13 protein-coding genes are annotated in these 12,348 nt (G+C 61.3%); 6 read left to right on the forward strand and 7 right to left on the reverse strand.

What is annotated here, in order from left to right:
- Positions 1 to 368: hypothetical protein (locus ACIQ36_RS12755; protein ID WP_395829806.1), on the forward strand; the 368-nt coding region annotated here is incomplete at its 5' end.
- Between the two features lie 154 nt (positions 369 to 522).
- Positions 523 to 1,673 (forward strand): IS3 family transposase gene (locus ACIQ36_RS12760; protein WP_395829808.1). Its coding sequence is split into 2 segments (ribosomal slippage): positions 523 to 775 and positions 775 to 1,673, totalling 1,152 coding nucleotides; the frame shifts between segments, so codons are not numbered across the junction.
- A 92-nt stretch (positions 1,674 to 1,765) separates the two neighbouring features.
- Here the strand turns inward: ACIQ36_RS12760 and ACIQ36_RS12765 are convergent.
- The 4 genes from ACIQ36_RS12765 to ACIQ36_RS12780 all read right to left on the reverse strand — a co-directional run bounded on the left by ACIQ36_RS12765 (position 1,766) and on the right by ACIQ36_RS12780 (position 5,374).
- The gene (locus ACIQ36_RS12765; protein ID WP_395829811.1) at positions 1,766 to 2,101 is read right to left on the reverse strand and encodes a HigA family addiction module antitoxin; all 336 of its coding nucleotides are present in this window, start codon (positions 2,099 to 2,101) and stop codon (positions 1,766 to 1,768) included.
- Positions 2,088 to 2,348, reverse strand: coding sequence for a hypothetical protein (locus ACIQ36_RS12770; RefSeq protein ID WP_395829813.1), 261 nt, complete (start codon positions 2,346 to 2,348; stop codon positions 2,088 to 2,090). The genes ACIQ36_RS12765 and ACIQ36_RS12770 overlap by 14 nt, the downstream gene beginning before the upstream one ends.
- Before the next feature lie 147 nt (positions 2,349 to 2,495).
- Positions 2,496 to 4,322 carry a translational GTPase TypA gene (gene typA / locus ACIQ36_RS12775; RefSeq protein ID WP_395829815.1) on the reverse strand — a complete coding sequence of 609 codons (1,827 nt, stop codon included), beginning with the start codon at positions 4,320 to 4,322 and terminating at the stop codon, positions 2,496 to 2,498.
- Positions 4,323 to 4,333: 11 nt separating this feature from the next.
- A complete protein-coding gene (locus ACIQ36_RS12780) occupies positions 4,334 to 5,374 on the reverse strand; it encodes an adenosine kinase (RefSeq protein WP_395829817.1) in 1,041 nt (346 codons plus the stop codon).
- A gap of 265 nt (positions 5,375 to 5,639) precedes the next feature.
- Here ACIQ36_RS12780 and ACIQ36_RS12785 point away from each other — a divergent pair, with 265 nt between their 5' ends.
- Positions 5,640 to 6,311 (forward strand): EI24 domain-containing protein, encoded by a 672-nt coding sequence (locus tag ACIQ36_RS12785; protein WP_395829819.1) that lies wholly within the window; start codon positions 5,640 to 5,642, stop codon positions 6,309 to 6,311.
- Positions 6,312 to 6,580: 269 nt separating this feature from the next.
- Entirely contained in the window at positions 6,581 to 7,027 is a 447-nt protein-coding gene (locus tag ACIQ36_RS12790; protein WP_395829821.1) for a polymer-forming cytoskeletal protein, read from the forward strand.
- 48 nt (positions 7,028 to 7,075) lie between these two features.
- Here ACIQ36_RS12790 and ACIQ36_RS12795 read toward each other — a convergent pair whose 3' ends face one another.
- The 3 genes from ACIQ36_RS12795 to ACIQ36_RS12805 form a co-directional block, all read right to left on the reverse strand.
- Positions 7,076 to 8,899, reverse strand: a complete 1,824-nt coding sequence (locus ACIQ36_RS12795; RefSeq protein WP_395829823.1) for an extracellular solute-binding protein — start codon at positions 8,897 to 8,899, stop codon at positions 7,076 to 7,078.
- Positions 8,900 to 8,947: 48 nt separating this feature from the next.
- Positions 8,948 to 9,637 carry a TetR/AcrR family transcriptional regulator gene (locus tag ACIQ36_RS12800; RefSeq protein WP_395829824.1) on the reverse strand — a complete coding sequence of 230 codons (690 nt, stop codon included), beginning with the start codon at positions 9,635 to 9,637 and terminating at the stop codon, positions 8,948 to 8,950.
- Between the two features lie 231 nt (positions 9,638 to 9,868).
- Positions 9,869 to 10,417 carry a c-type cytochrome gene (locus tag ACIQ36_RS12805; protein WP_395829826.1) on the reverse strand — a complete coding sequence of 183 codons (549 nt, stop codon included), beginning with the start codon at positions 10,415 to 10,417 and terminating at the stop codon, positions 9,869 to 9,871.
- 235 nt (positions 10,418 to 10,652) lie between these two features.
- On the opposite strand from ACIQ36_RS12805, the gene ACIQ36_RS12810 reads away from it, so the two are divergent.
- Together ACIQ36_RS12810 and ACIQ36_RS12815 are read left to right on the forward strand one after the other, a co-directional pair.
- Positions 10,653 to 11,402 carry a 3-deoxy-manno-octulosonate cytidylyltransferase gene (locus tag ACIQ36_RS12810; RefSeq protein ID WP_395829828.1) on the forward strand — a complete coding sequence of 250 codons (750 nt, stop codon included), beginning with the start codon at positions 10,653 to 10,655 and terminating at the stop codon, positions 11,400 to 11,402.
- Positions 11,403 to 11,427: 25 nt separating this feature from the next.
- Complete coding sequence (locus tag ACIQ36_RS12815) at positions 11,428 to 12,294, forward strand: prephenate dehydratase (RefSeq protein ID WP_395829830.1); 867 nt, start codon at positions 11,428 to 11,430, stop codon at positions 12,292 to 12,294.
- The last annotated feature ends 54 nt before the right edge of the window (positions 12,295 to 12,348 follow it).

Genomic DNA, 12,348 nt, shown 5'->3' on the forward strand with positions numbered 1-12,348 from the left:
AATCGGCAACATACCGCCAGCCGAGGCCGAAGAACGATACTACGCCATGCTGGACGCACCAGCCATGGCCGCATAACTTAAACCAAACGGTCTCCGGCAAACTCGGGGCGGTTCAGTTCGACCTGCATCGCGGAAGGTTCACGGAGCACACCCGTCTCACCGCAGATATCAAACTGCCGGAGCTCACGCGCGACAGTTTCATCGATCTCTATCCGCTGCTGCCTTATCAGATTGATCTGATCATCCAGGTCGTCTCGGGGCTTCGGACTCAGGGCGGCTTTAACAGCAAATCGCCGGCGCGCACTCCAGAGCCCGCGAGAATCACCCGGGCCGGGTTCAACAGATTGCAGACATTGGCGAGTTCCTGACCGAGCACCGCCCCGGCTTCGGCAAAAACCGCCTGTAACTCGGCCTTGCCCTGCTCCGCACCCGCAATCGCCTGCTCCAGCCGGTCCCGCGTGACGTGCCCCCCGATTTTGGATCCGTCTTGATGTAGAGTCCGACAGCAGGAGTCGGACGAAGATGAAGCGCACACGGTTTACGGAAGAGCAGATCATCGGGGTTTTGAAGGAGCAGGAATCCGGGCTTGCGACGGCAGAAGTTTGTCGTCGGCACGGGATCAGCCCTGCAACTTTCTATAAGTGGAAGTCGAAATACGGCGGACTTGAGGTTTCAGAAGCCAAGCGGCTGAAGGGGCTTGAAGAAGAGAACGCCCGGCTGAAGAAGCTTTTGGCGGAAGCCATGCTGGATAATGCGGTTTTGAAGGATTTGGCGTCAAAAAAATGGTAACGCCCGCCGCGCGGCGGATGGCTGTTTCGCACGCTCGTGAGGTTCATGGGTTGAGCGAGCGGCGGGCGTGTCGATTGCTTGGGGTCAGTCGCCGGACGGTTCGGTATCGTTCGTCTCGGCCCCAGGATGCGGGTTTGCGGCAGCGATTGCGGGCGCTGGCGGCGGAACGTCGAAGGTTCGGTTACCGGCGGTTGGGCATTTTGCTGGCACGCGAGGGTTTCCGGCTCAATCACAAGAAACTGCTGCGGATTTATCGGGAGGAGGGGCTCAAGGTTCGCCGCCGGGGTGGCCGGAAGCGGGCACTGGGAACCCGCGCGCCGATGATGCTTCCGCAAGTGCCGAACCAGCGTTGGTCGCTCGATTTCGTCTCCGACAGTTTGGTCTGCGGTCGGCGTTTTCGCATTCTGTGTGTAGTCGATGATTTCACCCGCGAATGCCTAGCCCTGACCGCCGATACGTCCCTATCGGGGGCCAGGGTCGCCCGGATTTTGACAGGCCTGATTGCAGGGCGCGGCAAACCGCGCACCGTGGTGAGCGATAATGGAACCGAACTAACCTCGTCGGCAATCCTGCGCTGGTCGCAAGAGCATCGCATCGACTGGCATTACATCGCACCCGGCAAACCAACGCAGAATGCGTTTGTTGAAAGCTTCAATGGTCGCCTGCGGGATGAATGTCTCAACGAAACCCTGTTTACCTCGCTCGCCCACGCCCGCAGCCTGTTGGCGGAATGGCAGAAGGATTATAATACCGTGAGGCCCCATTCAAAACTCGGCGGTCGAACCCCCGCCGAAATCGCAAAACACTTTGTCTGGGGGCATGCCCCCAGACAAAGTGTCAGCCCCTCAACCCACACACATAACGAAACGAGACTCTACGCCTGACTGGTAACAAGAAGGGGAGCACATCAATGGTGGTATGGAAATTTACACAAATCTATTTCCATGGAATGCCATAAATAGTGAGACTGAGGTAGTCACGCCGCCCTTGGCGTAATCTTTTCAATCGCCGCGCCGCCCGTTTCTTGGGCGATTTTCAGATCGTAGTTGGCTTGCAGCCGCAGCCAGAAATTCGGGCGGGTGCCGAGGTAGCGGCTGATGCGCAGGGCGGTGTCGGCGGAGATGGCGCGTTTTCCGGCGACAATCTCGGCGATGCGGGCTTTGCCGACGTGTAGGGTGGCGGCAAAGCCCGACAGCGAGAGGCCGAGGGCGTCGATTTCGTCTTTCAGGATTGCGCCGGGGTGGATTGGCGGCAACCCATCGTGTCCGGCGGGGAGGGGCGAGGCACTATTGTTGGTCTTAGCGCGCGGCATGGTCGTTCAAGCGGGCCAGCGTGGCGGCGGTTTCGCCGTCGCTTACGGGATTCGTTGCTGCCCACGCCAAAGCGCTTTTGAGGTCCGCCGCCGCTTTTGGCGTCTGGAGCCACGCTTCCGGGGCGGCGGTTCGGATAATCCAGACGCCGGGTTCGGTTTCCTCAATCAGCACGTCTTGCCCGGCAAAGCGTTTGCCGAGGGTTAGTTGCCCTTTCGCGGTGACGGTGCGTTTGACGGTGGCGGACATGCGCGGCTCCTCGTGGAATGAGCCTAGCACAGTCCAGCCCTCGGGGCCACGGGGGCCGCCGCCCCCGTGCGGGGTTCGGGGCAGCGCCCCGCATCACCTTCCCCCAATAGCAAAACGGCGCTCCGAGGAGCGCCGTTTCTGTAAGTGCTACGCGTCTTCTTTTTGCTTCAACGCGCGCTTGCGATCGTTCGGATCGAGGTGGCGCTTGCGCAAGCGGATGGCTTTTGGCGTCACTTCCACCAGCTCGTCGTTGGCGATGTAGCTGATGGCCTGCTCAAGGCTCATCAGGCGCGGCGGGGTGAGGCGGACGGCTTCGTCCTTACCCGAGGCGCGGACGTTGGTGAGTTGCTTGCCGCGCAGAACGTTCACTTCCAGATCATTATCGCGGTTATGTTCGCCGACGATCATGCCTTCGTAGATATCGACGCCGGCTTCGATGAACATCGCGCCGCGATCTTCAAGATTCCACATCGCATAGGTGACGGCCGAGCCCTGGCCGTTGGAGATGAGCACGCCGTTGCGCCGTTCCGGGATCGAGCCCTTATGCGGCACATAGGAGTGGAATACCTTAGCCATAACGCCGGTGCCGCGCGTATCGGTGAGGAATTCGCCCTGATAGCCGATGAGGCCGCGCGAGGGGACGAGGAAGACCATGCGGGTTTTCCCGCCGCCGCTGGGGCGCATTTCGGTCATTTCACCGCGACGGCTGCCGAGCTTTTCGACGACGACGCCGGCATATTCTTCATCGACATCGACGACGACTTCTTCTTGCGGCTCCATCCGCTCGCCGGTGGCTTCATCGGTTTTGAACAGCACGCGCGGGCGCGAGATGGACAGCTCGAAGCCTTCGCGGCGCATGGTTTCGATGAGCACGCCCAACTGAAGTTCGCCGCGCCCGGCGACTTCGAACGAATCCTTGGTTTCCGATTCGGTGATGCGGATGGCCACATTGCCTTCGGCTTCTTGCATCAGACGGTCGCGGATCATGCGGCTCGTCACCTTATCGCCTTCGCGGCCCGCCAGCGGCGAATCATTCACCGAGAAGCTCATGGCGAGGGTAGGCGGATCGATCGGCTGGGCTTCGATGGGCTCGACGCAGTCCGGCGCGCAGATGGTATCGGCGACGGTGGCGGTGGTGAGACCGGCGATGGAGATAATATCGCCCGCTTCTACTTCTTCAACCGGCACGCGCTCCAGGCCACGGAAGGCCATCAGCTTTGAGAGGCGACCCTGTTCGATGGTTTCGCCCAGACGGTTCATCGCCTTGACGGCCATGTTCAGCTTGCCGGTACCCGAGGTCACGCGGCCGGTGAGCACGCGGCCCAAATACGGATCGGCGTGGATCAGGGTGGCCAGCATAGCGAAGGGGGCATTCGGCTTCACGGTCGGGGCCGGAATGTGCTTCACGATCAGATCGAACAGGGGCTCCAGGTCTTTACCCGGCGATTGTTCGAGATCGGTGACGGCCCAGCCGTTACGGCCCGAGGCGAAGAGGGTGGGGAAATCCAACTGCTCGTCGGTCGCATCCAGCGACGCGAACAGGTCGAACACCATATCGTGCACTTCATGGGCGCGCGCGTCGGGCCGGTCGACCTTATTGATGATGACGATGGGGCGCAGGCCGAGGCGCAGGGCCTTACCGGTCACGAACTTCGTTTGCGGCATCGGGCCTTCGGCGGCATCGACCAGCACGACCACGCCATCGACCATCGAGAGGATACGCTCCACTTCCCCGCCGAAGTCGGCGTGGCCCGGCGTGTCGACGATGTTCAGGCGCACGCCCTTCCATTCCACCGAGGTACATTTGGCGAGAATGGTAATCCCGCGTTCGCGTTCCAGATCGTTGCTATCCATCGCGCGCTCGGCAACCTGCTGGTTGGCGCGGAAGGTGCCGGATTGGGCGAGGAGCTTATCGACGAGGGTGGTCTTCCCGTGGTCGACGTGGGCGATGATAGCGAGGTTACGGCGTTCCATAGGGAAGGATCTCACGAGGTAGGAGTGGGGGCTTGATCAAGGGTAAGGGCGGCGGCCAGGTGCGGCAGTTCCGCGATAGCAAGGGTTTTTAGGTTCGCTTCGGGCCGCGCGCCGATGTGGGAGATCACCTCGGCGGCGCAGAGACCGCCCAGGCGGGCGCAATCGGCGGCGGGCAAATCGCGCGCCAGACCGAGGAGGAAGCCCGCAGCATAAAGATCGCCCGCGCCGGTGGTATCGACGACTTTCTCGACCCGGTGCGCCGGAACGGTGACGGTTTCATCGCCCATCAGCACGACCGAGCCCTTTTCGGAGCGGGTGCAGGCGGCAATGCTCACTTTGCCCTTCAGCGCGGCAACGGCATGGTCGAAGTCGCTTTCGAGGGTCAGCGCCAGCAGTTCCGCTTCATTGGCGAACAGAATATCGACGTGATTGTCGATCAAATCGCGAAACGCGGTGCCGTGGCGGTGAACGCAGAAACTATCCGACAGGGTGAGGGCAACGCGGCGGCCATTGGCATGGGCGTGGTCGGCGGCTTCGTAGAAAGCTTTTTGCGCTAACGGCGGATCGAACAGATAGCCTTCCATATACGTAATCGCGGCCCCTGCAATCGCCTCGCGGTCCAGATCATCCGGGCCGAGGGTTACGCAGGAGCCGAGGAACGTGACCATCGTGCGCTGGGCGTCGGGCGTTACCAGAATCATGCTGCGCGCCGTGGCCGGGCCTTCCTGGGCGGCGGGGGTTACAAAGCGCGCGCCGGTGGCGAGCATATCGTGCCGAAACACAGCACCCAACTGATCGGCCTTCACTTTGCCGATATAGGCCGCGCGTCCGCCCAAGGAGGCAACGCCGGCAATCGTATTGCCCGCCGAGCCGCCGGAAAGTTCCACTGCGGGCGGCAGCAGCGCATAAATGCGCGCGGCTTGACCGGCATCAACCAGCGTCATCGAGCCTTTGACGAGACCGGCGTGCTCCAGGAAGGCATCGTCCACCCGCGCCAAAACATCGACAATCGCATTGCCGATCCCGACGACTTCCAACGGCGCACCGCCCATCCCATTCCTCCGCCCAAGCCCGCGCTAACCTTGCGAGCCGAGGGGCTCAAAATTCAGTCAGCATAAATCAAAAAGCCCGGCAGGGCCGGGTTGTTGCGGCGCGAGTATAGCGACGAAACTTGCCCTGGCAACCGCTTCTCGCGCAGGGCGGGCGCGCGTTACCCCTTTTATCTTAGCCCCCGCATCGCCATTCTGTTGAGGCAATGGAAAACAGCCGATTTTCGGCCCCAGTTTCCGGCCCTTGTGCAGTGCGGGATATGACGACGTGATTTCAGCCCTTCTTCTGGCGTTTCGCCAATTGCCCGACCCGAAGATTCGGACCGTGCTGATTCAATCCGTTCTGGCGGCGATTGCCGTGTTTGCGCTCCTGACCGTCGCAGTTGTGCTGCTGGTGGGGTTGTTGGGGCTAACCGGCGTCGGGTGGGTCGATTGGCTGATGGGGGTTTTCTCCGGCATTGTAAGCCTCACGGGGGCTTGGCTGTTCTTCCCGGTCGTCGTGATCGCGCTCACCTCCCTTTTTACCGATCGCGTTGCGGCGGCGGTGGAGGCGCGCCATTATCCGGCCCTGCCGACCCCGCGTCTGATTCCCTTGGCGGAAGAAGTGCGCGGCGCTTTGGCGCTGCTGGGCAAGGGGGTATTGCTTAATCTTGCCATTCTTCCGCTCTATTTTCTGACCGGCCCGATTGCGCCGTTTCTGTTTTACGCCGCCAATGGCTACCTGCTGGGGCGGGATTATTTCCAGTCCATCGCGCTGCGCCGCCTGCCGTTAGCGCAGGTGCAGGCAGTGGCGGGGCAACAGCAAAAGCGGATTTGGGGAGCCGGGATTGTCTTGGCGTTTTTAGGAACGGTGCCTTTTATCAATCTGTTGGTGCCAATTCTCGCAACCGCCTTTATGATCCATTTGTTCGAGCGTCTGCGGCAGCGAGGTGCCTTTTAGGGGCATGCGCTGCTTCATTGTGGGGGAAGGGACCGTCGGTCGTGATTTTTCGTCGTCCCAAAAAGGGCGGTTCATCGGGGGACGATACGTCTCCCGAAATAGAAGCCCTTGAAACGACTGGGGCTCTGCCAGATTCGGCGCTCACGGTAGGCGTGCCTGCGTCCACCCCTGAGCCCGAGGCTGTGGAACCTCCTAGCCCTGTTATTCCAGAGCCGGTGCGGAAACCCGCGACGCCGCTCTTTCCCCCGAAATCCGAGGGTATGCGAAAAATGCCAGACTATCCGACCCCTTCCGCTGCTGCGGCACCGTTGGGGCCAACTTTAAGCGCGCCCGGCCAAGCGCCGCGCCGCGCCGCCGTTCCAGCCATGCCGTCCCCCGGCACCCGCCCCGATTTCGAGGGGAAGCGCCTGACTGTGGGTAAGGACATTAGCCTGTCCGGGGAAATCAACTCCTGCGATATTCTCACCGTCGAAGGCCGGGTTGATGCCTCCCTGATCGGCGGGCGCGTGATCGAAGTCGCCGATGGCGGCTTCTTCAAAGGCAATGCCGAAATCGACGTGGCCGATATCGCTGGGAACTATGAGGGCGATCTCACGGTGCGCGAAAAGCTGACCGTGCGCGCCACGGGTCAAATCAAGGGCCGCGTGCGGTATCGCAAACTGGAAGTGGATCTGGGCGGCACGATTATCGGCGAAGTCGATATTATTCAAAGCTGAGCCACTGAGCGGCAGGAATGAGAAAGGGGACCTTTTGGTCCCCTTTTTTTATCCGCCGCGTTTTCCTTGCGTTGCCGCCGCCTTTTCTGCATCCCACCACCAGCGGTCGAAGCTTTCGCGCTGGAGGGTTTCGATGCCGGTACGGCTGTAATAGTCCCAATGGGCGTAGCGCGTCGTGCGACCGTAGAACTGCGGGATCACGTAATGGCCCCAGCGCAGGAGGCGGTCGAGCGCCCGCACCCGCGTCACCAGCGCTTCGCGGCTGGGGGCCTGGATGATCTGCTCCACGAGGGCATCGATCGCGGGATCTTTAATGCCGGCCAAGTTGCGCCCACCAGGAATATCGGCGGCGGCGGAACTGAAGAAATCGCGCTGCTCGTTCCCAGGACTGCTGGATTGCGGGAAAATTCCGACCACCATATCGAAATCATAGGCTTCGACGCGCTTTTGATACTGGCTAACATCCAATAGCCGCAGTTTTGCGGTCACGCCCAACTGCTCCAGGTTCTTGATGAAGGGCAGGGTGGAGCGCTCGAAGGCGGGATTATCGATGAGGATTTCGAAGCTCAGCGGCTGGCCCTTGGCGTCGCTCAGCTTGTTATTTTTCACCGTCCACCCGGCTTCGCGCAGCAGTCGGAGGGCCGTGCGCAGATTGTCGCGGATATTGCCGCTGCCGTCGGTTTTCGGCGGCAGATACTCGGCGGCGAAAACTTCGTCCGGAACCTTGCCCCGGAAGGGTTCCAGCAGGGCCAGCTCTTCCGGGTTCGGCAGGCCCCGCGCGCGCAACTCCGAATTATCGAAATAGCTGACGGTGCGGATCAACTGCCCGTCCGACAGCGTTTTATTCGTCCACTCGAAATCATAGGCATAGGCCAGGGCGGCGCGCAGTTTCGGATCGGCGAACAGCGCCCGGCGGGTATTGAAGACATACCCCTGCATGCCGCGCGGGCTGCTATCGCCGATTTCGGTGCGCTTTATTAATCCTTGGCGCACGGGCGGCTTATCGTAAGCAGTGGCCCAGCGCGACGAGGAGGTTTCTTGCCGTAAGGTAATATCGCCCGCCATCAGCGCTTCGAGGGCAACCCCGTCATCACGGTAATAATCGTAGCGCAGCACATCGAAATTATGATGGCCGCGCTGGGGGGGCAGATCTTTCGCCCAATAGTCGGGGTTGCGCGCGTAGGTGATGCTGCGGTTGGCGTCGACGCTTTTCACCATATAGGGGCCGGAGCCCAAGGGCACCTCCAGGCTACTCTGATCGAACGGGCGGTTGGCATAGAAGGCTGCGGCAAAGACCGGAAAATCACCGATAATCAGCGGCAGTTCGTGATTATTGCCGTCCTTGAAGCGAAAGATCACCGTGCGCGCGTCGGGCGTTTCCACCCCGGTCACATCGTTGAAATAGCTGCGGTAATGGGGGGTGCCCTTTTCCTTCAGCATTTTATAGCTGAAGGCCACATCCTGCGCCGTCACCGGGCTACCGTCATGGAACTTGGCTTCCGCGCGTAATTTGAAGGTGATCGAGGCGCGGTCGGGCGCAACATCAATCGTTTCGGCAAGCAGCCCGTAGCGCGTGAACGGCTCGTCGTCTGAAGCCACCGTCAGCGTGTCGAATAGCAGGCCGACGCCTGCGGCTGGCGTGCCTTTCAGAATGAAGCCATTCAGACTATCAAAGCCGCCTATCACGGCTTGCCGCACCTCGCCGCCCTTGGGTGCATTCGGGTTGACATAGTCGAAATGGGTAAAGCCAAGCTTATATTTCGGCTCCCCATACAGCGCCATCCCATGCACGGGGTCGGCCCCCGCCATCCCTGCACTCAAGCAGGCCAAGAGGCCCGCCGCCAGTGTCAACACCCGTGGCACACGCAGCATTCCATCTCCTGCCGGTTCGAACGCGCATCCCGCCCCAAGGGCCGGGACTTAATGGGTAAGGGTCGGCTCCGGGGCAAGGCCGCGCAGAAGGGTATCCAGCAGCGTCTCGATCATCAGTTCGGGGCTTGCAGCGGGATGGCCGCCCGATTTGATCAGCAGCGTCGCAAGACCGTGAACACTGGCCCATAACGTCGCCGTGATGGCGGCAGCATCGCCCGCGCGCAACTGGCCCGAGGCTTGGCAGCGCGCCACACCTTTTTCGAGGCTGCCATAGGCTTGTTCGCACAGGCTATCGCAGCATTCTTCCTGCTTTTTCTGGCAAACATCGCGCTTGGCTTCCGGCGGCAGCGTCATGAAGACGACGCGGTAATGGTCCGGGTAGGCCAGACCGAAGCGGATATAAGCCTCAAGCCCTTTGCGCAGGGCACAGAGCGGATCGGTGACAGGGCACATGACCGACTGAAGGTTTTCGAGCAGAATCCCGAAGGTTTCCTGCACCAGATTGTAAACCAACTCTTCCTTATTACGGAAATAGAGGTAGAGCGTCGTCGGCGTCACATTCAGCTTGGCCGCGATGTTGCGCATGGAGGTGCGGTCATAGCCCTCGGTGAGCATTAGTTCGCGTGCGGCGGCGAGAATCTCGGTCCGGCGATCTTGGCCACGCTCGGCGTGACTAAGCGTCTCCGCGCGGGCGGACCCTGTGGTGCTTGTGACAATCGAGATCGGAACAGCCGTCATCCCCAACCCTCCTAGGCTTCGGCGCGCTCCTGAATGGGCAATCGACGCGCCGCCGCCAGCTTTCATGCGCGAGTATACTAACTACCCGCCCCTTATGGTATGGGAACTTCATAAGACCGTAACAAGAGTTTTGGCCCGAAAAGCCCCAAAATTACCGAAAGTTCATGCAAAAAGGCCGCCGATCCGGGTGGGACCTGCGGCCTCTAGTCTCTCAACCCGCCTTAGGCCGGTTTACGGCAGCGGCTTGGGCGCGTCGCTCAGCGAGCGCATATAGGCGATGATCTGGGCGCGCTCTTCAGCCTTCTTGATCCCGGCGAAGGACATTTTCGTGCCCGGCGCATAGGCTTTCGGGTTGGCAAGGAACTTGTTTAGTTCCTCATAAGACCAATCCTGATCGGCCATCTTTTTCAGCGCATCCGAGTAAGCGAAGGTGGCGCTGTGGGCATGCTTGCCCCCCACAACGTCCCACAAGTTCGGGCCAACTTTATTGGCACCGCCCTTATCGAAGCCATGGCAGGCCGCGCATTTCTTGGCAGCGGCGGCACCCGCCGTAACATCGGCGCTGGCGAGCAGCGGCGCGATGGGCTCGATCGGTGCGTCGGGTGCAGGCGCACTGCCACCGGATGCCGCAGCGGGGGCGCCAACGCCTTCCACCACATACACATTCTTTTCGAGGGCATGCGGCTTAATCAACATGCCGCCCAGAATGCTGGCAACCATAGCCGTGATCCCTGCAACCAGAACGGCAGCGGCGATTTTATTCAGTTCGAAACTCGACATCGTTCTCTTCGACCCGTTTGCTCAGCGAATGGCCGGAAAATAGCCGCAAAGAACCGCGCTGTCCAATGTCACGATCATCAGGGGCGCGATTGACGGCGCGACCCCCCGTCGCACAGGGCCGTTTTGGCGAGGAATCGGGGGTGTGGAAAATGCAGAGCTTGTCGACACTTGCGAAGGCTAAGCTCTTGCTGCACAACAAATGCGCCCCGCTGGACGGGCGCTCGAAGGGTTCAAGATGTCGCTTAATCCGCTGATCGTAATTCCTTCCCGTCTCAAGGCCACCCGTTTGCCCGATAAGCCCTTGGCGGACATTCAAGGCGAGCCGATGATCGTTCATGTGTGGCGACGGGCGGTCGCGGCGGCGGTGGGGCCGGTGGTCGTGGCCTGCGGCGATCAGGCGATTTACGATGTGATTGTCGCGCGCGGCGGCAGTGCGGTGATGACCGATCCCGACCTGCCGTCGGGCTCCGACCGGGTGCAGGCGGCAGCGGCGGCGGTCGATCCCGATGGCGATTTCGATGTGATCATCAACTTGCAGGGCGATCTGCCGACGCTCGACCCCGCCATTTTGCGCGATGTGCTGCTTCCCTTGGAAAAGGACCCGGCGGTCGATATCGCCACCTTGGGCGTCGAAATTCACGAGGCGGCGGAATTCCATAACCCGAGTGTGGTGAAAATCGCCCTTGCCCGCGCGTCGGAAACCGACAGCCTGGGCCGCGCGCTCTATTTCTCCCGCGCGCCGATCCCGACCGGGGAGGGGCCGCATTACCACCATATCGGCATTTATGCCTATCGGCGGGCGGCGCTGGCGCGCTTCGTAACCCTGCCAGTGGCCGAGTTAGAAAGTTTGGAGCGGCTCGAACAGTTGCGCGCGCTCGCCAATGGCCTGCGCATCGACGTGAAAATCGTTCATACCAACCCGCTGGGGGTCGATACCCCCGCCGATCTGGAGCGCGCCCGCGCTTTGATCAACCGCGCGAATTAAGCCTGTTGCGCTCTTTGGAGAGATTATGACCGACCTTATCCGCCTCGTCGCTTTTCAGGGCCAGCCCGGCGCTTACTCCGATCTTGCGTGCCGCGCCTATTTTCCCGGCGTGGCCACGCTGCCGTGCCCGACCTTCGAGGATGCGCTGGCGGCGGTGCGCGACGGCGAGGCGGATCGGGCCATGATCCCCATCGAAAACTCGCTGGCGGGCCGGGTGGCCGACGTTCACCATCTTATGCCGAAATCGGGCCTGCATATCGTCGGTGAGCATTTTCAGCGCGTTAACCATCAGTTGCTTGCCCCGAAAGGCGCGACGCTCGACGGGATTCGCCGTGCCCGCAGCCATGTGCAGGCGCTGGGCCAGTGTCGGGGATTCCTGCGCGCCCAGGGGATCGAAGCCGTCGTCGACGCCGACACAGCGGGTTCCGCCCGGCAGGTGGCCGAGAAGGGCGATTTAACCGAGGCGGCGATTGCCTCCTCCCTGTGTGCGGATCTCTACGGGCTGGAGATTCTCAAAGCCGATATCGAAGACGCCAAGCATAACACCACCCGCATGCTGATCCTGGCGCGCGTCGCCGAAGTCCCCGATGTGGCCGAAGGCCCGTGCATCACCAGTTTCGTCTTCCGCGTCCGCTCGGTCCCGGCAGCCCTATATAAGGCACTCGGCGGGTTCGCCACCAACGGCATCAATCTGACGAAGCTCGAAAGCTACATGGTCGGTGGTAATTTCGTGGCGGCGCAGTTTTACGCCGATGCCGAAGGCCATGTTGATGAGCGTTCGATGCGTCTGGCTTTGGAGGAACTGCGCTTCTTTAGCCGAGAAGTGAAAGTGCTTGGCGTTTATCCAGCGAACCCCTTCCGGCAAACGGGTATGGCCGACCTCGGCGAATAGCCCGGCCCTTTCATAGTCTCACCTGCAACCAACGCGCGCCTCTTTACTTTGCGG

The organism is Elstera sp., from assembly GCF_044372965.1.
Lineage (GTDB): Bacteria > Pseudomonadota > Alphaproteobacteria > Elsterales > Elsteraceae > Elstera.

What these genes read in the sequence shown, in the direction of transcription:
- ACIQ36_RS12800 (WP_395829824.1), bottom strand. Translation starts at nt 9,637, where the DNA reads ATGACGGCTGTTCCGATCTCGATTGTCACAAGCACCACAGGGTCCGCC.
- ACIQ36_RS12805 (WP_395829826.1), bottom strand. Translation starts at nt 10,417, where the DNA reads ATGTCGAGTTTCGAACTGAATAAAATCGCCGCTGCCGTTCTGGTTGCA.
- ACIQ36_RS12790 (WP_395829821.1), top strand. Translation starts at nt 6,581, where the DNA reads ATGCCAGACTATCCGACCCCTTCCGCTGCTGCGGCACCGTTGGGGCCA.
- ACIQ36_RS12815 (WP_395829830.1), top strand. Translation starts at nt 11,428, where the DNA reads ATGACCGACCTTATCCGCCTCGTCGCTTTTCAGGGCCAGCCCGGCGCT.
- ACIQ36_RS12765 (WP_395829811.1), bottom strand. Translation starts at nt 2,101, where the DNA reads ATGCCGCGCGCTAAGACCAACAATAGTGCCTCGCCCCTCCCCGCCGGA.
- typA (WP_395829815.1), bottom strand. Translation starts at nt 4,322, where the DNA reads ATGGAACGCCGTAACCTCGCTATCATCGCCCACGTCGACCACGGGAAG.
- ACIQ36_RS12770 (WP_395829813.1), bottom strand. Translation starts at nt 2,348, where the DNA reads ATGTCCGCCACCGTCAAACGCACCGTCACCGCGAAAGGGCAACTAACC.
- ACIQ36_RS12810 (WP_395829828.1), top strand. Translation starts at nt 10,653, where the DNA reads ATGTCGCTTAATCCGCTGATCGTAATTCCTTCCCGTCTCAAGGCCACC.
- ACIQ36_RS12795 (WP_395829823.1), bottom strand. Translation starts at nt 8,899, where the DNA reads ATGCTGCGTGTGCCACGGGTGTTGACACTGGCGGCGGGCCTCTTGGCC.
- ACIQ36_RS12780 (WP_395829817.1), bottom strand. Translation starts at nt 5,374, where the DNA reads ATGGGCGGTGCGCCGTTGGAAGTCGTCGGGATCGGCAATGCGATTGTC.